Origin of the sequence: Pseudomonas sp. NFPP02 (assembly GCF_900119355.1) — a bacterium.
In the GTDB taxonomy this organism is placed as follows: Bacteria; Pseudomonadota; Gammaproteobacteria; order Pseudomonadales; family Pseudomonadaceae; genus Aquipseudomonas; species Aquipseudomonas paracarnis.
Window position 1 is genome coordinate 300,823 of record NZ_FPJI01000004.1, and the last position, 21,765, is coordinate 322,587.

General features: G+C 61.4%; 19 protein-coding genes. 5 read left to right on the forward strand and 14 right to left on the reverse strand.

Annotated elements, in window-relative coordinates; translation table 11 throughout:
* Window positions 1-184: 184 nt before the first annotated feature.
* Together BT204_RS09615 and BT204_RS09620 are read right to left on the reverse strand one after the other, a co-directional pair.
* A complete protein-coding gene (locus BT204_RS09615) occupies window positions 185-1,243 on the reverse strand; it encodes a tetratricopeptide repeat protein (RefSeq protein WP_054896516.1) in 1,059 nt (352 codons plus the stop codon).
* A 70-nt stretch (window positions 1,244-1,313) separates the two neighbouring features.
* Complete coding sequence (locus tag BT204_RS09620) at window positions 1,314-2,207, reverse strand: bestrophin family protein (RefSeq protein WP_054919016.1); 894 nt, start codon at window positions 2,205-2,207, stop codon at window positions 1,314-1,316.
* Window positions 2,208-2,581: 374 nt separating this feature from the next.
* On the opposite strand from BT204_RS09620, the gene BT204_RS09625 reads away from it, so the two are divergent.
* From BT204_RS09625 to BT204_RS09645, 5 genes are read left to right on the forward strand one after another with little or no spacing between them, the layout of a single operon-like run.
* A complete protein-coding gene (locus tag BT204_RS09625) occupies window positions 2,582-4,231 on the forward strand; it encodes an AMP-binding protein (RefSeq protein ID WP_054919007.1) in 1,650 nt (549 codons plus the stop codon).
* A gap of 21 nt (window positions 4,232-4,252) precedes the next feature.
* Window positions 4,253-5,020, forward strand: a complete 768-nt coding sequence (locus BT204_RS09630) for an SDR family NAD(P)-dependent oxidoreductase (RefSeq protein WP_072446618.1) — start codon at window positions 4,253-4,255, stop codon at window positions 5,018-5,020.
* Between the two features lie 6 nt (window positions 5,021-5,026).
* Window positions 5,027-6,217 carry an acetyl-CoA C-acyltransferase gene (locus tag BT204_RS09635; protein ID WP_168220193.1) on the forward strand — a complete coding sequence of 397 codons (1,191 nt, stop codon included), beginning with the start codon at window positions 5,027-5,029 and terminating at the stop codon, window positions 6,215-6,217.
* A gap of 9 nt (window positions 6,218-6,226) precedes the next feature.
* Window positions 6,227-7,354, forward strand: coding sequence for an acyl-CoA dehydrogenase (locus BT204_RS09640; RefSeq protein WP_034127453.1), 1,128 nt, complete (start codon window positions 6,227-6,229; stop codon window positions 7,352-7,354).
* 11 nt (window positions 7,355-7,365) lie between these two features.
* Entirely contained in the window at window positions 7,366-8,139 is a 774-nt protein-coding gene (locus BT204_RS09645) for an enoyl-CoA hydratase (protein WP_072446620.1), read from the forward strand.
* 248 nt (window positions 8,140-8,387) lie between these two features.
* Here BT204_RS09645 and BT204_RS09650 read toward each other — a convergent pair whose 3' ends face one another.
* From BT204_RS09650 to arnC, 12 genes are all read right to left on the reverse strand, one after another.
* The gene (locus BT204_RS09650) at window positions 8,388-9,539 is read right to left on the reverse strand and encodes an acyl-CoA dehydrogenase family protein (RefSeq protein ID WP_072446622.1); all 1,152 of its coding nucleotides are present in this window, start codon (window positions 9,537-9,539) and stop codon (window positions 8,388-8,390) included.
* A 3-nt stretch (window positions 9,540-9,542) separates the two neighbouring features.
* Entirely contained in the window at window positions 9,543-10,646 is a 1,104-nt protein-coding gene (locus tag BT204_RS09655) for an enoyl-CoA hydratase/isomerase family protein (protein ID WP_054896509.1), read from the reverse strand.
* Between the two features lie 130 nt (window positions 10,647-10,776).
* Complete coding sequence (locus BT204_RS09660) at window positions 10,777-11,487, reverse strand: HPP family protein (RefSeq protein ID WP_057975912.1); 711 nt, start codon at window positions 11,485-11,487, stop codon at window positions 10,777-10,779.
* 166 nt (window positions 11,488-11,653) lie between these two features.
* A complete protein-coding gene (locus BT204_RS27315; protein ID WP_275655145.1) occupies window positions 11,654-11,842 on the reverse strand; it encodes a type VI secretion system contractile sheath small subunit in 189 nt (62 codons plus the stop codon).
* A 320-nt stretch (window positions 11,843-12,162) separates the two neighbouring features.
* Window positions 12,163-13,785, reverse strand: coding sequence for an ArnT family glycosyltransferase (locus BT204_RS09670; protein ID WP_054896507.1), 1,623 nt, complete (start codon window positions 13,783-13,785; stop codon window positions 12,163-12,165).
* Window positions 13,786-15,168 carry a UDP-glucose dehydrogenase family protein gene (locus BT204_RS09675; RefSeq protein ID WP_034127447.1) on the reverse strand — a complete coding sequence of 461 codons (1,383 nt, stop codon included), beginning with the start codon at window positions 15,166-15,168 and terminating at the stop codon, window positions 13,786-13,788.
* Window positions 15,165-15,578, reverse strand: coding sequence for a 4-amino-4-deoxy-L-arabinose-phosphoundecaprenol flippase subunit ArnF (gene arnF, locus BT204_RS09680; protein ID WP_072446626.1), 414 nt, complete (start codon window positions 15,576-15,578; stop codon window positions 15,165-15,167). Before arnF ends, BT204_RS09675 begins: the two co-directional genes overlap by 4 nt.
* Complete coding sequence (arnE, locus tag BT204_RS09685) at window positions 15,575-15,922, reverse strand: 4-amino-4-deoxy-L-arabinose-phosphoundecaprenol flippase subunit ArnE (RefSeq protein WP_032897302.1); 348 nt, start codon at window positions 15,920-15,922, stop codon at window positions 15,575-15,577. Before arnE ends, arnF begins: the two co-directional genes overlap by 4 nt.
* Window positions 15,919-17,574, reverse strand: a complete 1,656-nt coding sequence (gene arnT / locus BT204_RS09690) for a lipid IV(A) 4-amino-4-deoxy-L-arabinosyltransferase (RefSeq protein ID WP_072446628.1) — start codon at window positions 17,572-17,574, stop codon at window positions 15,919-15,921. The genes arnE and arnT overlap by 4 nt, the downstream gene beginning before the upstream one ends.
* On the reverse strand, window positions 17,571-18,455 hold the full coding sequence (arnD, locus tag BT204_RS09695) for a 4-deoxy-4-formamido-L-arabinose-phosphoundecaprenol deformylase (RefSeq protein ID WP_054896502.1): 885 nt from the start codon (window positions 18,453-18,455) through the stop codon (window positions 17,571-17,573). The genes arnT and arnD overlap by 4 nt, the downstream gene beginning before the upstream one ends.
* Window positions 18,455-20,446: a bifunctional UDP-4-amino-4-deoxy-L-arabinose formyltransferase/UDP-glucuronic acid oxidase ArnA gene (gene arnA, locus BT204_RS09700; protein WP_054896501.1), complete on the reverse strand. Its 1,992-nt coding sequence runs from the start codon at window positions 20,444-20,446 to the stop codon at window positions 18,455-18,457. Before arnA ends, arnD begins: the two co-directional genes overlap by 1 nt.
* On the reverse strand, window positions 20,443-21,477 hold the full coding sequence (arnC, locus tag BT204_RS09705) for an undecaprenyl-phosphate 4-deoxy-4-formamido-L-arabinose transferase (protein WP_003191219.1): 1,035 nt from the start codon (window positions 21,475-21,477) through the stop codon (window positions 20,443-20,445). Before arnC ends, arnA begins: the two co-directional genes overlap by 4 nt.
* Window positions 21,478-21,765: the final 288 nt, after the last annotated feature.

The window sequence follows — 21,765 nt, forward strand, 5'->3', positions numbered from 1 at the left end:
AAGTAGAGGGGCACGCCGAATGGGACGCGCCATATTCACTTGACCGTAGTGGCACGTAGCGGTTCAACGTTTTGTAAGAAATGCAGCCGTGTAGGAGCGAGCTTGCTCGCGAAGATCTGAAGGGCGCCACGGTGAACCAGGCAGTCCGCGTTATCGTTAACGATCTTCGCGAGCAAGCTCGCTCCTACAGGCCCTGCTGTAGCGCCGGATCATCCGGGTTCTGTTGCTCCAGTTGAGCGAGCAGCACCTGGACGTTCTGCAACTGGCCGGTCTCTTTCCAGTAGGTGACCAGCAGCACGCGGGCTTTGCGGTTGGCGGGGTGACGCTGGACGATTTCTTCCAACTGGCGCTGGGCCGCCTCTACTTCGTCCTGGGCGTGCAGGGTCGTGGCCAGGTCGTAGCGATAATCCGGGTTGTCCGGCGCAAGCTCCACCGCCTTGGACAGGCCGAGCAGGGCGTAGGGCCGCTCGCCATGGTGCAGCAGCCACATGCCCAGAGCATGTTGCAGGTAGGCCGATTCGGGGTGCGCAGCCAATTGTCGGGCCAGCAGTTGACGCGACTCGTCAGTCTTTCCTTGTTTGTCCAGCAGTTCGATTTGCGATACCACCGCTTGCAGGTTGTCCGGCTGCAAGCGCATTGCCTGCTCCAGGGCGTTTTGCGCCTCCGGCAGCAGGGCGCTGTGGATGTACAGGCGCGCCAATTGAATCCAGCCTTCAGCCGTTTCGGGCTGGGCCTTCAGCGTTGTCACGAATTCGTCGAGCACCTGCTGCAGTGGGCCAAAGTACAAACCCAGGGTATCGGGCGACAGGCCGAGCAAGGCGTTGGCGGCCGCAAAGCGCACCGATTGTTCCGGATCGTCCAGCACCGGGCCGAGCAGTAAGGTGCGCTGGCCAGTGGGCACCAAGCCGACGATGCTGTGAATCGCGGCTTCGCGCACCAGCGCCGACTTATCGGCGAGGTCTTTATCGGCCAGTTTCAGCGCCTGGGGGCTGGGGTAATTGGGCAGCTCGGCGTGCAAGGCGGCGCGGCGCTCGGGCGACAGGTCCGGCCGGCCGAGCTGTTGGTACAACACACGTGCGGCGCCTGGCTCGCCATTATGCGCCTGCTTCAAGGCCTTGGAATAGCCATGGGCGATGGCCGGGGGGACGGCCACTGCCGGGGTACGGGAGAAAAACCAGGTGATCAGTACGATCAGCAACAGGGCGCACAGGCCGATGATGGAGTAACGGCGAGACTTTGACATGCAGGCGTCCGAAAGCTTGGGCAGCAAAGTTCCAAGCTTCGGTCAGTGCGAGGCGAGTGTCAAACCCGCGTCAGGTCAGCACGTAGTCCGCTGGCTCCAACGCTGGCGGCAGGTTGACTTCACCCAAGGCGGAGAGGATCTCGCGCTCCAATGTCCGCAGGATAGCGTCACACGGCAAGTCGTTTTCGTCGAAGCCGAAGGGGTCTTCCAATTCATCGCCAATCGCATCCAGGCCAAAGAAGGTGTAGCTGACAATCGCGGTGAACACTGGCGTCAACCAGCCAAGAGGCTCGGCCATGGCGAATGGCAGCAAGATGCAGAACAGGTAGATGGTGCGGTGCAACAGCAGGGTGTAGGGAAAGGGCAGTGGTGTGGTCTTGATGCGCTCGCATGCCGCCTGCACCTGGCTCAGGCTGACCAGCCGGGCTTCCAGTTGGGTGTAGCGCCATTCGCTGATCACGCCCTGTTGTGCCAGGACCGAAAAGCGCGCACCGACTGCTTGCAGCACGCTGTCCGGCAGGTTGGGGTGGCTCGCTGGCACGCTGATCCACGGGTGTATCGCCCGGGCTTGATCTTCATGGCGCAAATGCGCGACCAAGCCATGGGCAAAACCGCACAGGCCGCGCAGCAGGCCAGCACGCTCGGCGGTGTCCCCCAGCACCTGGGTCTCGCGAATCAGCGAGCGCACGTCAATGACCATTTGCCCCAGTTGCTTGCGGCCCTCCCACCAACGGTCGTAGCAGGCGTTGTTGCGAAAACTCATGAAGATCGACAGTGACAGGCCCAACAAGGTGAAGGGCGTAGCGTTGACCTTGGAAAAATAGGCGGGGTGCAGGGTTTCCACCAGCACGATGACCGAGGCCAACAGCGTGACCAGCAGGCTGCGCCAGGCAATGCGCTTGGCAATGGAGCCTTTGAGGGAGAACAGGATACCCAGGACGTTGGGTTTAGGGCGAACGATCATGGAGGGCTTCTGTGGCGGAGCAGGCTGTCAGATTAGAAGCTGCTATGCATCGCGTCCAATCACTTGGATCGACCGTCTGATCAGTCAACTCAATGACTAACGTGGGAACCGGCAGTACATAACCCTGTGGGAGCAGGCTTGCCTGCGAAAGCGGTGGTGCAGTGACAGTCGGGGTGACTGACCCACCGCCTTCGCGGGCAAGCCCGCTCCCACAGAAAAGCGAAAAAGCCCCCGTGTTCACTACGGACTGGCCAAACCAGTCAGCCAAGTTGAAGGCTTTGACCATTGCCGCTGCGCCGCTCTGGAGCGACTATTTCAGCGGTTTATCGAGTTGTAAACGTCCTGAAAATAAAAACACAGAAGGATAGGAAGCGATGCGTGAGTATTTGGCTGCCACTACCGAGTTTGATTACCAGCATACCGCCGACGCCGCACTGGCCGGCAATCTGCAGGCGCTCAATGCCTGTGTTGAATGCTGTGACCGTCACGCGCTGCCGGGGCGCATCGCGTTGTTCTGGGAAGGCAAGGACGGGCGCAGCGCCACCTCTACCTTTACCGAACTGCAGGAGCAGGCCGCACGTTTCGCCAACTTCCTGCTGGCCCAGGGCGTCAAGCGCGGTGACAAAGTGGCGGGCCTGTTGCCTCGCACTGCCGAATTGTTGGTGGTCGTGCTGGCAACGTGGCGCATCGGCGCGGTCTATCAGCCGCTGTTTACCGCGTTCGGACCCAAGGCGATTGAACATCGCTTGAACAGCTCTGGCGCAGCGCTGGTAGTCACCGATGCAGTGAACCGTCCCAAGCTGGCGGAGGTCGCCGACTGCCCGACCATCGTCACAGTCGCCGGGGCTAAAGGCGAAGGTATCGTGCGGGGCGACTACAGCTTCTGGGCCGAACTGCCCAATTACTCTTCTCACTGCGAGCCGGTGCTGCTGGGCGCAGAGGAGCCGTTCCTGCTGATGTTCACCTCCGGCACCACCGGCCCGTCCAAGGCGCTGTCGGTACCGCTCAAGGCCATCGTCGCGTTCCAGGGCTATATGCGCGACGCCGTGGACTTGCGCCCCGAGGACGCGTTCTGGAACGTTGCCGACCCTGGGTGGGCCTATGGCATCTATTTCGGCGTGACCGGGCCGTTGTCCATGGGGCACCCGATTACCTTCTACGATGGCCCGTTCACTTTGGAAAGCACCTGCCGGGTCATCAATAAATACGCGATCACCAACCTGACCGGTTCGCCCACGGCGTATCGGCTGTTGATTGCCGGTGGCGAACAGTTCGCCCGTTCGATCAAGGGCAAGCTGCGCATCGTCAGCAGCGCCGGCGAGCCATTGAACCCGGAGGTGATCCGCTGGTTCGCCGACAACCTGGGCGTGACCATCCACGACCATTACGGCCAGACCGAGCTGGGCATGGTGCTGTGCAATCACCATGGTTTGGCGCATCCGGTGCATGTCGGCTCGGCGGGTTTTGCCTCGCCAGGGCATCGCATCGTGGTGCTGGATGACAACCATCAGGAGCTGCCAGCCGGCCAACCCGGCATCCTTGCCATCGACCGCGAGCAATCGCCTATGTGCTGGTTTGCCGGGTACGACGGCGTGAAAACCAAGGCGTTCGTCGGCAAGTACTACCTCAGCGGCGACACCGTGGAGCTGAACCCGGACGGCAGCATCAGCTTTGTCGGGCGCAGCGACGACGTGATCACTACATCCGGCTACCGCGTGGGCCCTTTCGATGTGGAAAGCGCGTTGGTGGAACACCCTGCGGTGGTCGAGGCTGCCGTGGTCGGAAAGCCTTGCCCGGAGCGCACCGAGCTGGTCAAAGCCTTTGTGGTGATCAGTGAGCAATACCGTGCCACCCCGGAGCTGGCTGAAGAGTTGCGCCTGCATGTGCGTCAGCGCCTGGCCGCCCATGCGTACCCGCGGGAAATCGAATTTGTCAGCGACTTGCCCAAGACCCCGAGCGGCAAGCTGCAACGCTTTATTTTGCGCAATCAGGAAATAGCCAAGGCCCAGGCGGCCGTGGCGTGATCCCTTTAAAAGGAAACAACGATGCAGATTGAAAACAAGGTATTCCTGGTCAGCGGCGGCGCGTCGGGCCTCGGCGCGGCCACGGCTGAAATGCTGGTCGCCGCAGGTGCCAAGGTGATGCTGGTGGACATGAACGCTGACGCCGTGGCCGCCAAGGCCGAGCAACTGGGCGACAACGCCCGCAGTGCCGTAGCAGACATCAGCCAGGAAGCCGCTGCAGAAGCGGCGGTGAAGGCGGCGGTCGAGGCCTTTGGTGGCTTGCATGGCCTGGTCAACTGCGCGGGTGTGGTGCGCGGCGAGAAGATCCTCGGCAAGAATGGCCCGCACGGCCTGGCAAGCTTTGCCCAGGTGATCAACGTCAACCTGGTCGGCAGCTTCAACCTGCTGCGCCTGGCCGCTGCGGCTATCGCTGAAACCGAGGCGAATGCCGACGGCGAGCGCGGCGTTATCATCAATACCGCCTCGGTGGCGGCATTCGATGGGCAGATCGGCCAGGCTGCGTACGCCGCCTCCAAGGGCGCGATCGCCAGCCTCACCTTGCCTGCCGCACGGGAACTGGCGCGCTTTGGTATCCGCGTGATGACCATTGCACCGGGCATTTTCGAAACCCCGATGATGGCCGGCATGACCGACGAAGTCCGCAACTCGCTGGCTGCCGGCGTGCCGTTCCCGCCACGCCTGGGCAAGCCCGCCGAATATGCCGCGCTGGTACGCCACATCGTTGAAAACAGCATGCTCAATGGCGAGGTGATCCGTCTCGACGGTGCCTTGCGCATGGCCGCCAAATAAGGAGCAATTGCCATGAACGACCCTATTGTTATTGTCAGCGCCGTGCGCACGCCCATGGGCGGTTTCCAGGGCGACCTCAAAAGCCTGACCGCACCGCAGCTGGGCGCAGCCGCCATTCGTGCGGCGGTCGAGCGTGCCGGTATCGCCACCGATGCTGTCGACGAAGTGCTGTTTGGCTGTGTGCTGCCCGCCGGGCTTGGACAGGCGCCTGCCCGCCAGGCTGCCCTGGGCGCCGGGTTGGACAAGGGCACGCGCTGCACCACCCTCAACAAAATGTGCGGTTCCGGCATGGAAGCGACGATTCTGGCCCACGATTCGCTGCGCGCTGGCAGCGTGGATGTGGTGATCGCAGGCGGCATGGAAAGCATGTCCAACGCCCCGTACCTGCTGGATCGTGCGCGCAGCGGCTACCGCATGGGCCACGGCAAGGTGCTGGACCATATGTTCCTCGACGGCCTCGAAGATGCTTACGACAAGGGGCGCCTGATGGGCACCTTTGCCGAGGACTGCGCCGAGCACAATGGTTTTACCCGGGAAGCCCAGGACGCGTTTGCCATCGCTTCCCTGACCCGCGCACAAGAGGCCATCACCCACGGCAGCTTTGCCAGTGAAATCGTCCCGGTGCAGGTCACCGTGGGCAAGGAACAAAAAACCATTCTGCACGATGAGCAACCGCCGAAAGCCAGGCTGGACAAGATTGCCAGCCTTAAACCGGCGTTCCGTGACGGCGGTACAGTGACAGCAGCCAACTCCAGCTCGATCTCCGATGGCGCCGCGGCGTTGTTGCTGATGCGTGAGTCCGAGGCGCTCAAGCGTGGCCTTAAGCCGTTGGCAGTGATCCACGGGCACGCCGCGTTTGCCGATGAGCCTGGGCTGTTTCCGGTGGCGCCGGTGGGGGCAATTCGCAAACTGATGAGCAAGACCGGCTGGAGCCTCGACGAGGTGGACCTGTTCGAAATCAACGAGGCCTTCGCCGTGGTCAGCCTGGTGACCATGAGCAAGCTGGAGATTCCCCACGACAAGGTCAACGTGCATGGTGGTGCCTGTGCATTGGGCCACCCCATTGGTGCCTCCGGCGCACGCATCCTGGTGACGTTGCTCGCGGCCCTGCGCCAGAAGGGCCTCAAGCGTGGCGTCGCCGCTATCTGCATTGGCGGCGGTGAAGCCACGGCCATGGCCGTTGAATGCCTGTATTGAGGATGACCAATGTTGCCCAATGACGAACAACTGCAAATCAGCGACGCCGCCCGGCAATTTGCCCAGGAGCGTTTGAAACCCTTCGCCGCCGAGTGGGACCGCGAGCATCGTTTTCCCAAGGAGGCCATTGGGGAAATGGCCGAACTGGGATTTTTCGGCATGCTGGTCCCGGAACAGTGGGGCGGTTGCGACACCGGTTACCTTGCCTACGCCATGGCCCTGGAAGAAATCGCCGCTGGCGACGGTGCCTGCTCCACGATCATGAGCGTGCACAACTCGGTGGGTTGCGTACCGATCCTCAAGTTTGGCAATGACCAGCAGAAAGAGCAGTTCCTCACGCCCCTGGCCAGCGGCGCCATGCTCGGTGCCTTCGCGCTGACCGAACCCCAGGCCGGCTCCGACGCCAGCAGCCTGAAAACCCGTGCGCGCCTTGAAGGCGACCACTATGTACTCAACGGCTGCAAACAGTTCATCACCTCCGGGCAAAACGCCGGGATCGTGATTGTGTTTGCGGTCACTGACCCCGCCGCAGGCAAGCGTGGAATCAGCGCGTTTATCGTGCCCACCGATTCGCCCGGTTATACCGTGGCACGGGTGGAAGACAAGCTGGGGCAGCATGCCTCGGACACTTGTCAGATCCTGTTTGAAGACGTGAAAGTACCGGTGGCCAACCGTCTGGGCGAGGAGGGCGAGGGCTACAAAATCGCCTTGGCCAACCTGGAAGGTGGCCGCGTGGGCATCGCCTCCCAGTCGGTGGGCATGGCCCGCGCCGCCTTCGAAGCGGCCCGCGACTACGCCCGTGAGCGTGAAAGCTTTGGCAAGCCGTTGATCGAACACCAGGCCGTGGCCTTTCGCCTGGCCGACATGGCCACCCAGATCGCCGTCGCCCGGCAGATGGTGCATTACGCCGCCGCCCTGCGTGACAGTGGCAAGCCGGCGCTGGTGGAAGCGTCCATGGCCAAGCTGTTTGCGTCCGAAATGGCCGAGAAAGTCTGCTCGGCCGCCTTGCAAACCTTGGGCGGTTACGGTTACCTGAACGACTTCCCCCTTGAGCGGATCTACCGCGACGTGCGGGTCTGCCAGATTTACGAAGGCACCAGCGATATTCAACGCATGGTCATCTCACGCAATCTTTAAGGAGCCGATACATGAGTTACGAAACAATCCTGCTTGACGTCCAGGGCCGTGTCGGGCTGATCACGCTCAACCGTCCCAGCGCACTGAACGCCTTGAATGCACAACTGGTCAGTGAGCTGAACCAGGCGCTGGACAGCCTGGAAGCCAACCCTGAAATTGGCTGCATCGTGCTGACTGGCTCGAAAAAAGCCTTCGCGGCCGGTGCCGACATCAAGGAAATGGCCGAGCTGACCTACCCGCAGATCTATATGGACGACTTGTTCAGCGACAGCGATCGCGTGGCCAATCGCCGCAAGCCGATCATCGCCGCCGTGAATGGCTTCGCCCTGGGCGGTGGCTGCGAACTGGCCCTGATGTGTGACTTTATCCTTGCCGGCGACACCGCCAAATTCGGTCAGCCGGAAATCAATCTGGGCGTGCTGCCGGGCATGGGCGGCACCCAGCGCCTGACCCGTGCAGTGGGCAAGGCCAAGGCCATGGAAATGTGCCTGACCGGGCGTTTTATTGACGCGGTAGAGGCCGAGCGCTGCGGGATTGTCGCGCGTATTGTGCCCGCCGATGAGTTGCTGGAAGAAGCGCTGAAAGTGGCCACCCTGATCGCTGGTAAATCCGTACCGATCAGCATGATGGTCAAGGAAAGCGTGAACCGTGCGTTTGAAGTCAGCCTGTCCGAAGGCGTGCGCTTTGAGCGCCGGGTGTTTCATGCGGCGTTCGCGACCCAGGATCAGAAGGAAGGCATGGCCGCATTCGTGGCCAAGCGGACGCCGGAATTCAAGGATAAATAACCCTGCCAAACCCCGCATAGCAACGGTGGGAGCTGGCTTGCCTGCGATGGCATCGCCTCGGTTAGCTGATGGACCGAGGTGTCTGCATCGCAGGCAAGCCATAATGCCAGACGGTCAAGGCATTTTTGTAGGAGCGAGCTTGCTCGCGAGAAGCTCACAGACGCCGCGGTCAGTCAGCAAGCACGCGTTATCGTTGACGTTTTTCGCGAGCAAGCTCGCTCCTACAGAAGGCGATGGTGTCATGTCCGTTAGAGCTGGTAGTTTTTCAACTCCCTGGCAATCACCATCCGCTGAATCTCGCTGGTTCCTTCATAAATCTGCGTGATCCGTGCATCCCGGTAGTAACGCTCCACCGGGTAATCCTCCAGATACCCATACCCACCATGGATCTGCATCGCTTTGGAGCAGACCCGCTCAGCCATTTCCGAGGCGAACAGCTTGGCCTGGGAGGCTTCGGACAAGCACGGTTTGCCGGCAGTGCGCAGGCGTGCGGCGTGAAGGATCAGCAGGCGCGCAGCGTTGAGCTGGGTTTGCATGTCGGCCAGCAGGTTGGCCACGCTCTGGTGTTCGATGATTGCCTTGTCGAACTGCACCCGATCACGGGCGTAGGCCAGCGCGGCTTCAAACGCGGCGCGGGCGACGCCCAGGGCCTGGGCGGCGATACCAATGCGGCCGCCTTCCAGGTTGGAGAGGGCGATGGCCAGCCCCTTCCCGCGCTCACCCAACAGATTGGCTTCGGGAACCTTGCATTGGTTGAGGGTAACGGCGCAGGTGTCTGACGCACGAATGCCCATCTTGTGCTCGGTGCGGTCGACCACGAAACCTGGGGTATCGGTGGGCACCAGAAACGCCGAAATGCCTTTCTTGCCCAAGTCTGGATCGGTCACGGCGAACACGATGGCCAACTTGGCCCGCTTGCCGTTGCTGACAAACTGCTTGGCGCCATTGATGACCCATTGGCCATCACGCAGCTCGGCACGGGTGCGCAGGTTATGGGCTTCGGAACCGGCCTGGGGTTCGGTCAGGCAGAAGCAACCGATGGCCTGGCCACTGGCGAGTTCGGCCAGCCAGGTGTGTTTCTGTTCGGTTGTGCCGTAGTTGAGGATCGGCCCGCAACCCACTGAATTATGGATGCTCATCAACGCGCCCGTCGCAGCGTCACCGGCGGATATTTCCTCCACGGCCAGGGCATAGGCGACGTAATCGACATAGGTGCCACCCCATTCTTCCGGGACGACCATGCCTAGCAGGCCCAGCTCGCCCATCTTCGCCACCAGGGCGTCGTCGATCCAGCCGGCTTTTTCCCAGGCTTGGGCATGGGGGGCGATTTCGCCTCGGGCAAAATCCCGCGCCATGTCGCGGATCATCACTTGTTCTTCAGTGTATTCAAGATCTTGCATGGCTTATTTCCCAATCTGCACGAAGTCGCGGAAGAAGCTGTCCACATGGCTGGCATCCAGCGCATGGAGGGTGGGCGGGTTCCACTTCGGAGTCTTGTCCTTGTCGATGATCAGTGCGCGAACCCCTTCGATCAGGTCGCCGCGCTCGAACCATTGGCGATCCAGATGCAGTTCGAGGGCAAAGCACTGTTCCAGTGGCAAGTGGCGGCCACGGCGCAGCATCTCCAGGGTCACGGCCATGGCCAGGGGCGAGCGGGTCTGCATGAGGTTGGCGGTGGTCAGCGCCCAGTCATGGCTATCGGCCACGGTGACTTGTTGCAGTTGCTCGACGATGCTGGGCACGTCCGGCAACCCGAAAAAGTGGTCAATGGCCGGGCGCAAGGCCGCCAAGGGGGCGTCGGGCAATTGCTGCACGGCGAGCTTGGCGAGTGCGCCTTGCAGGTCCTTGAGCGGTGAGTCATGCCATTGCAGGCCGTCGAGTTTCTGATCCAGCTCAACCCACTTGGCGCTGTCGATGTACCAGTCTGCCAATCCGCAGTACAACGCATCGGCCGCACGGATCTGCACGCCAGTCACCCCAAGGTAAGTACCCAACTCACCCGGAATGCGTGAGAGGAAATAGCTGCCGCCGACATCCGGGAAGTAGCCGATGGCCACTTCCGGCATCGCCAGGCGGCTGCGTTCGGTGACTACCCGCAGGTCCGCGCCTTGCACCAGGCCCATGCCACCGCCGAGGACGAAGCCGTCCATCAACGCCAGTACGGGTTTGCGGTAGTGGTGAATGGCCAGGTCGAGGGCATATTCCTCGACGAAGAAGTCCTGGTGCAGGGTGTCGCCTTGCTTGAAGCTGTCGTACAGCGAGCGGATGTCGCCGCCGGCGCAAAAGGCTTTCTCACCGGCGCCGCGCAGTACCACGGCATAGACCTCGGCATCGTCGGCCCAGGCCTGCAAATGCGCGGTTAACTGGCGGACCATGTCCAGGGTGATGGCGTTCAAGCCAGCGGGACGATTGAGGGTGAGGTGGCCGATATGGTTGCGCACGCTTGCCAGGACAGCGTCCTGCTGCACCTCGGCGTGGCTTGCTTGGGATGAAACCTGAGCAGTCATCTCTAACTCCCTGCTTTTATTGTCTTTATCAAGATGTTCGCGGGTGAACTCTCTCGTGATCGTACCAGTGCAAATTTGCCCAGTACAACCCGGAATCCTGCAGGTCGTTGTTGCATTTATGCAGTGCCGGTCAAACCACCCGGCTGGCCAGTACCTCACCGATACTGCGACGTCGGGCATGGCCCTCGGCGGCGTGGATCAGTTGCTCCAACTCTGTCGGTTCGACATCGTAGAACTGCTCCATCTCGGCCAACGCGAGCTTGAGGTCGGCTGCCGTGATGCTCGGCTCGCTCACGGCATTGGCAGTGCCCGGGATAACCGGGGCTGGCTCGGCAAGGCCCTTGGGATAACGCGTGCGCGTGGCATTGTTATAGGCCAGCGCGCAGGCGAGCAGGGCGCCGGCGCCGAGCATCACCGGCGCAAGCTCGTACCAGCCGAGGTTGACCGATGCCGGATCGGCCAGCACCAGGGTCATGGCCAGGCCGCCGGCCGGTGGGTGCAGGCAGCGCAGCCAGCAGATGAGAATCACGGTCATGCCCGCCGCCAGGCAGGCGCTGCCCAAGGTGCGCCCCAAGACGCGGGCGACCAACAACGCGACGATGCCTGCACACAGGTAACTGCCCATGATTGACCAGGGTTGGGCCAGCGCCCCCGACGACACGGCAAACAACAGTACGGCCGATGCGCCCAGAGGGCCGAGCAGGTGCAGGGCCACCTCCATGCCGAACACCTGGGCACAGGCCCAGACACTGAACATCGTGCCCAGGGCCATGCCGATGGCTGCACGGCTCCATTCGGCGGGACGGGTGTTGATTGCAGCGGGTAACCAGCGAGCGAGCATTGAGAGACGGTCCATAAACAGCGGGCGAAAAAAAAGGCCTGCCTGGTTTCCCGGAACAGCCCTTTGAAGGTTCCAACATTTGGGGGAAGGAACCTGTGCAGTGTGCAGTGCTTGATAACGCGGCGCCAATGCATATTAATGAGGGTTAAATGCAAAATAAATGCAGCTAAAAGGCCTCGCCGTAGGTAATCGGCCCGGAGTCTGCGGGTGTAGACGGATTGATCTTGCCCAGCACGCGACTATGGGTTTCTTCATTGAACAGACGCGCTTGCAGGTCTTCGCGCAGCCTTGGATCGTCGGCCAGCGGCCCCTTCAACGCCACCAGTGCGTCACGCAACGCCATCAAGCGATCCAGCCTGGGTAAAGGGAGGGTTAACAGGTTTTCTCGCACGGCATTGTCCTCTCGATGAAGTAAGCCATCGCGCGCGGGCAGCCTACAACGTCCTTGTTGTCATGAAGTGCCCTGGCCCAAGCGTTTCAGGGCAGTCCTGGCGGTCGGGTGGTAGATAGTAAGTGCACGTGGCAGCGAGTCTACAGTTGGGCTCCGAGCACCGGAAGGGAAAGTGCACCAGCCATTACGCAAACAAATGTAGGTGTTTTCTTGGTACCTATGATGAAAGTCGCCCACTCGTGGAGGAGTGGGCGTTCTTTCTTACAGTGCAGCGGGCAAAGCACTCAAGGCGTCGTGGCTTTTGCCAAGTGCAGCAACACATACGGATTTTTGTCGAACGCTGCGGTGAGCGTCGGCGTGATTGAGCGCAGGCGCGGATCGTCCAGTGCCTGGAAGTCAGCCTGGCTCATGACCAACCATGCCGGCGCCTGGACCGGTTTCAATTCGGCAGGCAGTTGGGTAAACAGCGGCACCTTGTCGCAATCGAAGTTGACCATGAACTTGATAGCTTTCGCGTCTTTGCCCAGTGCATGCAACACCAGCGGCGCCGGTTGCTGCTGAACGTGCGCCTTGACGGCAAGGCTGAAGGTGCGGGTGTCGTACACCTGACGTTCCAGGGGTTCAACCACCATGATGTAGGTGGTCCAGAGGGCGAGCACGGCGGCCAAGGCGGGGCCGTAGGTGCGCAGCCGCGAGCGGAGCAATGCCAGCAGGGCCAGCACCTGTAGCGTGCCGAGCACGACGAAGATCAGCTCAAGGTCGGCCAGCGGTTCCGGGTAGCGCCGCCGCGCCACCATCAAGCCAATGGCCAACAGCGTTGGCAACAGCGTCCAGATGCCCAGCATCAAGGCGCGTAGCCACGCAAACTGTCGCCCTTGCGTGACCGCGAAGGGGTACGCGGCAATGATCGCGGCCATCGGCAGCATCGGCAGGATGTAGCGCGCTTTCTTGGCTTGGGGTACCGACAGGCCCAGCATCACCAGCACAGCCGCTGCCGCGCAGTAGAGCACTAGCTTCAAGGCCGGGGCCGGTGCGCGTCGACCGTCCATCAGCACCGCCAGCAGCACTAACAATGCCAGTGGATAGGCCAGGGCGTAGTTGCCCAGGGAGCTGGTGAAGTAATACAGGACGCCGCCGGAGCCTTCGCTGCCATCCATTCGCCCCAGGAACTGCATGCGAATCACGTCATGCATGAAGTCTTCGCCGCCGCTGAGCTTGGCCAGCAGCAACAACAGGCCGACGCACGCCGCCAGCAGCGCCAGTGCCAGCAGGCCGAAGCTGAACAGCTGGCGCCACTGACGGTTGATCAGGTAGTAGCTGCACAACACGCCCGTGGGGATCACCAGGCCAATCGGGCCACGAATGGCAAACCCCAACAGCAGCAGAAAAAACACCCAATGCAGGCGCTTGGCTGCAGCGAAATGGTCATGGGCATAGCCCAGGTAGAACACCGCCAACGCCACGGCGGCGAGCATCTGGTCGAGGGAGACTGCGCGGGTTTCGCTGACGAAGGTACTGCTGAGCAGCAGCATCGCAATGCTCAGCAGGCCCCAGCGCGGCGAGTAGGGCGCGGTGAGGCGATAGACCAGCACCACGATCAGCGCCGACGCGACCGCCGTGGGCAGCCACGCTGTCAGGCTGGTGACCTGACCCAAGGGCAACGACAGCAGCCATGTCAGCAGGGTCGACGTTGCCAGGTAATCGGCATACGGCTGACCATAGGTGGTGGGAAAGAAACTCGGGCCATGGCGCAGCATTTCCTGGGCAAACAGCACAAAGCGCGAATCAAAGCCGATGATCGCCTGGTGCCAGTTGCCGACGATAAACAGCAGCAGCGCCAAGAGCCCAAGCCCCAGGGACTGGCGACGGATCGTTGCACGCTGCCCGGACGGTAAGGCGATGTTCACTTAGCAAGCGTCCTTGACCTGTTCCACCCAGTTTTGCTGGGGGATCGGTAACTCGCAGGAGTCGCCGCGGCCGATGGGGAAGTACTTGAAGCCTTTGCGCGTCAGGCGCTCGCCGTCGTACAGGTTACGGCCGTCGAAGATCACCGGGGTTTTCAGGCGCTGGTGAATCAGGTCAAAGTCCGGTGCCTTGAATTGCTGCCATTCAGTGCACACGATCAATGCATCGGCGCCGCCCAAGGTGGATTCCGGGGTGCCCATCAGCATCAGGCGCGGGTCATCGCCGTAGATGCGTTGGGTTTCCTGCATGGCTTCAGGGTCGAAGGCGCGCACATTGGCCCCGGCAGCCCACAGGGCTTCCATCAGCACGCGGCTGGGGGCGTCACGCATGTCATCGGTGTTGGGCTTGAAGGCCAAGCCCCACAAAGCAAACGTCTTGCCCTTGAGGTTGCCCTGGAAGAACGCGTTGATGCGCTCGAACAGCTTGCTCTTCTGGCGCTGGTTGATGGCTTCCACGGCTTCGAGCAGGTCGCTGGAGCAGTTGGCCTGCTTGGCGCTGTGGATCAGGGCGCGCATGTCTTTGGGGAAGCACGAGCCGCCATAACCGCAGCCGGGGTAGATAAAGTGGTAGCCGATGCGTGAGTCGGCACCGATGCCCAGGCGCACCGACTCAATGTCGGCACCCAGGTGTTCAGCCAACTCGGCGATCTGGTTGATGAAGCTGATCTTGGTGGCCAGCATGCAGTTGGCGGCGTACTTGGTCAGTTCGGCGCTGCGCAGGTCCATGAAGATGATGCGATCGTGGTTGCGGTTGAAGGGCGCGTACAGGTCGCGCATCACGTCGCGCACCTCTTCACGCTCGCAGCCGATGATGATCCGGTCCGGGCGGCGGCAGTCGGCAACGGCGGAGCCTTCCTTGAGGAATTCCGGGTTGGAGACGATATCGAACTGCAGCTCACGGCCGGCGGCGCGCAGGTTATTGAGGATGTGGTCGCGCAATGTGTCGCCAGTGCCGACCGGTACAGTGGATTTTTCCACCAGGATCACCGGCGCCACGCGATGGCGGGCTACCGCATCACCCACCGACAGCACGTATTTCAGGTCGGCAGAGCCGTCTTCATCCGACGGCGTGCCCACGGCAATAAACAACACTTCACCGTGCTCGACGGCGAGTTTTTCGTCGTGGGTAAAGCGCAGGCGCCCGCTTTCCAGGTTGTCCTTGACCATGGCTGCCAGGCCCGGCTCGAAGATGGTCACGTGACCTTTCTGCAGCGATTCGACCTTGTGCTTGTCAACGTCCATGCAAATGACATCGTGACCGACTTCGGCTAATACCGTGGCCTGGACCAGACCAACGTAACCACTACCAAATACACTGATTTTCATGGGGTATTCCTGGGACTTGAGGTGCTAGCACGACGAGAGTTGATAACCAGTACGCCGAGGATGACCAAGGCCACCCCCAAGGTTTTTGAAAGCGAAAAAGTTTCGTTGAACGCCGGCAGGCTGGCGGCCAGCAAATACACCAGCGCGTAGCTGATACTGAGCAGCGAATAGGCGCGGCCCAGGGGTAAGTGCTTCAGTGCGCCGAGCCAGCACAGCATCGACAGCGCATAGGCGATGATCGCCAGGATCACCACGCCCAAGGCCCCCAGGTCGATTCTGTTATCCGTGAAGGCAGCCAGCCATTGGGTGGGAAGCGGCAGGCGCGTCATGCTCCAGCGCATGCCCAGTTGGGCACCACTCACTAGGCCGACACTGCCCAAAGCCAGGGCGAAACCCCGCACGCGACTCATACCTGGCGCCCCAGCAAGACCACGCCGGCAATCACCAGCCCCACGCCCAGCCAGTGACGGCCATCAATGGGTTCGTGAAACACAAAGCGCGCCATCAGCGTGACCAGCACAAAATTCAGGCTGAGCATGGGGTAGGCAATGCCGACTTCCAGGCGCTGCAACACCAGCAGCCAAACCAGCAAGCCCAGGCCCAGGCACACCAGCGCCGACCACAACCACGGCGAGCGCAGTTTCAGTGCCCAGCCGTCTGGCACGCCGCGCCAGCTTTCCACGGCGAATTTTTGCGAGACCTGGCCCATGCAGGTCAGCAGGCAGGCCGTGAGCAGTAGCAGCAGGGTGATCATGGCGTGACCTGCGGGAAAATCAGGATCACGATCTTGCCTTGCGCATAACGCTTGCCGTCAGTGGGCAGCAGTGCGAGTTCTTCTTTTTCGCCGGTGCTATTGACGCGCATCACCACGCCCACCGCGCCGGTACGCCGGGTTTCGGCCATCCACGCCTGGATGCGGTTACGGTCGACCAGACGCGGGGCCGTATCCTCGTAAGCCAGGCCGTACTTGACCTCACCCGAGGTGTTGTACAGCGTGATATCGGGACGCTTGAGGCGCCAGGACAGCGCCGAGGCGGCGCCCAGGTCGTTGCTCAGCAGGGCAACGCTGGGTTGCAATTCGTCGATGTGATCAATGATGAACTGGTCCGGGGTCTTGTTGTAAACCACCGAATGAGGCAACGCCGCAGGCACCAGCAGCACCAGCAATCCACTGCCGATCAGCGGCGCGGCCCACAATGCCAAAGGGCGCGCCGCTTGCAGCAGATTGACCACGATCCAACCGAACAAAAAGATGAACACCAGCACCAGGCTGAGGGTTTCTTCTCCCGGTTCGTATACCGGCTTCTTCAACTGGAACCAGCTGAGGGCCAGCAAGACCAGCACGCCGATCACCAGGTTCAACCAGCCATTGATGCGCAGAACGCGGCCGTGGCCTTGAGCCAGTTTGTCGCTCAGGGCCGAGCCCATCAGCAAGGCCAGGGGGAGCATGCACGGCATAATGTAGGAGGGCAGCTTGCCTTTGGCCAAGCTGAAAAAGGCCAGGGGCATCAACAGCCACAGTAGCAGGAACGCGGTTTTCGGCACACGCCGTTGCAGCCAGGCCTGCTTGAACGCGGACGGCAATAGCGCAACCCACGGCAGTGCGAACCCTACCAGCAGCGGCAAGTAATACCAGAAAGGTTCGGCGTGCTGGGCGTCTTCACCGGCAAAGCGTTGGATGTGCTCGTGCCAGAAAAAGAAATGCCAGTAGTCCGGCTCTTGCAGGTGCACAGCCAGGGCCCACGGCACGCTGACCGCAATCGCCACCACCACGGCAACAGGGCCAAATTTGCACAACTCGCCAAAACGTTTTTGCCAGACGGCGTAGGGCAGGGCGACCAGCACCGGCAGCAACCAGGCCAGGAAGCCCTTGGTCATGAAGCCCATGCCGCACGCCAGGCCCAGCAAGGCCCAGGACCACAAGCGCGCACGCCGCGTGGTGCTGTCGAAGCAGAACCACAAGGCCACGCCGGTCAGGTTGACCCAAAAAGTGAACTGCGGGTCCAGGTTGGCATAGCCGCCCAGCGCAGCCACGCTGACGAAACTCATGTAGAGCAACGTGCTGACCAGGCTTTTTTGCGGATCATTCCACAACCGGCGAGAGACCAGATACACCAGCAGAATGCTCAAGCCGGTGCTCAACGCCGAGGCAAACCGTACGCCGAACAGGTTCTGGCCGAAGATCGCCTGGCCCAGCGCGATCATCCAGTAGCCGGCCGCAGGTTTTTCAAAGTAGCGAATCCCCATGAAGTGCGGCGAGGCCCACTTGCCGGTCATCAGCATTTCCTGGCTGATTTGTGCGTAGCGGGTTTCATCGGGAATCCACAGGCCATGGGTGGCCAACGGCAGCAGGTAGAACACCGCAAACGCGAGCAGGAGCAGGGGCAAGGCCCAGCGGCGGATCATGCCTGCTGTACTCCAAGCCAGCCCTCGCGGCCGCTCAAGGCGCCGCGTACCAGCTGTTGCTGGGGCAGGGTGGTCACATCCGTGGGCAACAGTTCGCCCAAGGGTTTGAAATCAATGCCGCGCTGCCCTGCCTGGGCGAGCAACTGGCGAAAATCATTGGCCATCAGAATCCCTTCTACTTCTGCGTGGATCGTATAGACGTTCAGCTTCGACGCGCTGAACCTGTCGAGAATGAAACGGTTGAAATCGTTGGCAGCCACCACCGGCCCGACGACTTCGTCGAAGGTCGGCAGGTCTACCGGAATTTGTGGGGTGCCCGCACTGCCATCGGCCAAGGTTGGTCGAAACAGGCTGGTGCCCCGGCAATCGCTGTTGTAGCGAAAGTTGAAGCCTTGCTTGGCTTGCACCACGCGCTCATCGGCACGCCAGCCGGCGGCCGCTGAACAGTCGACGCGCTCGCCGAGGATGTCGCTCAAGGTGTCTACGCCGCGCCGAATCTGCTCGACCAGCTGTGCCTCGCTCCAACGCCCGGTGTTGGCCTGCCAGCCATGGTGGTCCCAGGCGTGCAGGCCGACTTCATGCCCGGCGGCCTTGGCCTGGCGCATCAAATGCCCCAGGTCGCGGCCAATCGGCTTGCCTGGCCAGGCGGTGCCGGCCAGCAAGATATCCCAGCCATACAGGCCGGCAGCGTTGGAACGCAGCATCTTCCACAAAAACTGCGGGCGGATCAGGCGCCACAAGTGGCGCCCCATGTTGTCTGGCCCGACACTGAAGAAGAACGTCGCTTTGACCCCAGCTTCGGCCAGGGAGTCGAGCAACCGTGGCACACCTTCACGGGTGCCGCGGTAGGTGTCGACGTCGATGCGAAGACCTGCCTGCATTACTTTTTATCCGCAATTTCAAGCATGGCTTCACGCAAGAAGAAATCGAGCGTGTTGCCGATGGTTTCGCTCATCTGCACGCTCGGCTCCCAGTTCAGCAGGCGCTTGGCGTTTTCGATGCTCGGCTTGCGGTGCGCCACGTCCTGGTAGCCTGTGCCGTAGAACGCCTTGCTCTCGACGTCGCGGAAACCGGCGAACGGCGGGAAGTTGTGGCGCAGTGGGTGAGCCTCGAACTGACGCAGCAGTTCTTCGCCCAGCTGGCGAATGCTGGCTTCGTTTTCGGGGTTGCCGATGTTGATGATCTGGCCGTCGCAGACGCCATTGTCGTTATCAATGATGCGCGCCAGGGCTTCGATGCCGTCGGCAATGTCGGTGAAGCAACGCTTCTGCTCACCACCGTCGAACAGACGGATCGGCGTGCCTTCCACCAGGTTCAGGATTAGCTGGGTAATGGCGCGGGAGCTGCCGATACGCGCCGAGTCCAGACGGTCCAGGCGCGGGCCCATCCAGTTGAATGGACGGAACAGGGTGAACTTCAAGCCCTTGTCGCCGTAGGCCCAGATCACGCGGTCCAGCAGTTGCTTGGAGACGGAGTAGATCCAGCGTTGCTTGTTGACCGGGCCCACCACCAGGTTGGAGGTGTCTTCGTCGAAATATTGGTCTTGGCACATGCCATAGACTTCGGAGGTCGACGGGAAAATCACGCGCTTGTTGTACTTGACGCAGTAGCGCACCAGCTTGAGGTTTTCTTCGAAGTCCAGTTCGAACACGCGCAGCGGGTTACGGGTGTATTCGATCGGCGTGGCGATGGCCACCAGCGGCAGCACCACGTCGCATTTCTTGATGTGGTACTCGATCCACTCGGTGTGGATGCTGATGTCGCCTTCCACGTAATGGAAGTTCGGGTGGCTGCGCAGGCGCTCGATGGCGTCGGAGCCGATGTCCAGGCCATAGACTTCGTAGCGGTCGTCACGCAGCAGGCGCTCGGACAAGTGGTTACCGATAAAACCGTTCACGCCCAGGATCAGCACACGGGTACGGCGCGGCTTGCGACCCGACTCGGCGCCGCGTAGCACGGAGCCATCCACCAGGCCCAGTTCATCGGCCAGGGACGGGCCGGCCAGGTACAGGCCGTTTTCGTTGCGCTGGCCGAACTTGACCACCAGGGAATCTTCACCGCAGGCAATGCGCAGCGGGTTGACGCTGATTACACGGCCAGGCGCCAGACCTTCGTTGCCCTTGACCACGTCGGCTTGCCACACGATCAGCTTGTGCTCGCCCACGGCGCAGAAGGCGCCAGGGTACGGCTGAGTCACTGCACGCACCAGGTTGAACAGTTGCTCGGCAGGTTTTTTCCAGTCCAGCTTGCCATCGGCGGCAGTGCGACGACCGAAGTAGGTGGCTTTGCTCTCATCCTGGGCGGTTTCGCTCAGCTTGCCCTGGGCCAACTGCGGCAGAGCATCGCGCAACAGGGCAGTGGCCGCCTCACGCAGCTTGGCGTGCAGGCTCAGGCCGGTATCGCTGCGCTCGATGGTGACTTTTTGCTGGGCCAGGATGGCGCCGGCATCGGCACGCTTGACCATGCGATGCAGGGTCACGCCGGTTTCGGTTTCGCCGTTGACCAACACCCAGTTGGCCGGGGCGCGGCCACGGTATTTAGGCAGCAACGAGCCGTGCAGGTTGAACGCGCCTTTGCGGGCGGTGGCCAACAGCGGCTCGCTCAGCAGGTTGCGGTAGTAGAACGAGAAGATGTACTCCGGGTTCAGCTTGGCGATGCGTTCGATCCACAGCGGGTGGTTGGCGTCTTCCGGTGCATGTACCGGGATGCCATTGCGGGCGCAAAGTTGGGCGACGGAACCGTAGAAGTTGTTTTCCTTGGGGTCATCGGCATGGGTGAACACGGCGGCAATGTCGTAACCGGCGCTGAGCAGCGCTTCAATGCCTGCGCAGCCAATATCGTGGTAGGCGAATACAACAGCTTTTGAACTCATGACTGGACCTGATCCGAAGAAGAAGTAGAAGTATGGGAAGACACCAGGCCGTCGACCACGACGACTGGAGCCGGTGCTGCCGGTTGGTTGCGCAGCACTTTTTCAATAAAGAAGCGTGGGCGGGCGCGGACATCGCTGTACATGCGGCCCAGGTATTCGCCCAGCAGGCCCATGCCGATGAACTGGCCACCGGTGAACACAAACAACACCGCAAACAGCACGAACAGGCCATCACCGGCCCAGTCGGCGCCGAAGGCCAGGCGCATGACGATCAGGGCAAAGGCAAACAGCACGCCCAGCGCCGCCAGGCTGAAACCGACGATGGACAGCAGGCGCAAGGGCGTGGTGGTCATGCAGGTCAGCAGGTCGAACATCAGGCTGATCAGGCGCATGGCGCTGTATTTGGATTCGCCGTGCTCACGTTCGGCGTGGTGCACCAGGATTTCCGTGGTGTGCCGGGCGAAGCCGTTGGCCAGGATAGGAATGAACGTGCTGCGTTCACGGCAGGCGAGCATGGCGTCGACAATGGTGCGTCGGTAGGCGCGCAACATGCAGCCGTAGTCGGTCATGGCCACGCCGGTAGAGCGCTGCACGGCAAGGTTGATCAAGCGCGACGGCCAGCGGCGGAAGGCCGAGTCCTGGCGGTTATTACGCACGGTGGCGACCACGTCGTAGCCCAGGGCAGCTTGCTCGACCAGGCGCGGGATCTCTTCCGGCGGGTTCTGCAGGTCGGCGTCGAGGGTGATCACCACTTCGCCACGGCACTGTTCGAAGCCGGCCATGATCGCCGCATGCTGGCCGTAGTTGCGGTTAAGGATCACCGCTACCACATTGCTACCATCTTCCGCGGCGGCGTCTTCGAGCAATTGGGCCGAGTTGTCGCGGCTACCGTCATCCACCAGGATGATTTCGTATTCGTAGGCCAGCTGCTTGCAGGCTGCCGTGGTGCGACGCAGCAACTCAGGCAGGCTTTCTTGTTCGTTGTAGACCGGGATAACGATCGACACGCAATGAATAGGGTAGGGTTTCAAAGATTCATGACCTCGGGCTAAAGCGACTTCAAGCGTGAAAACAGCAGCGTTCATTGGGCGAAACTACAGCCCGCAGGTTACAAAACGGCGCTAAAGATGACGCGTTTTCAATAGGTTAGTCGATAATCCACGGATTGCTCTTAAGTGTTGCGTACAAGGTTAAGCGCAAAAATGTGCAACGAATATGAAAGGCGGATGAAAAACTCGTTTATTTGACAGGCAGACAGCTAGGGTTCAGCTAAGTAATCAAGGCGTTACATGTAGGTCTCACAGGGCGACATCGGAGCT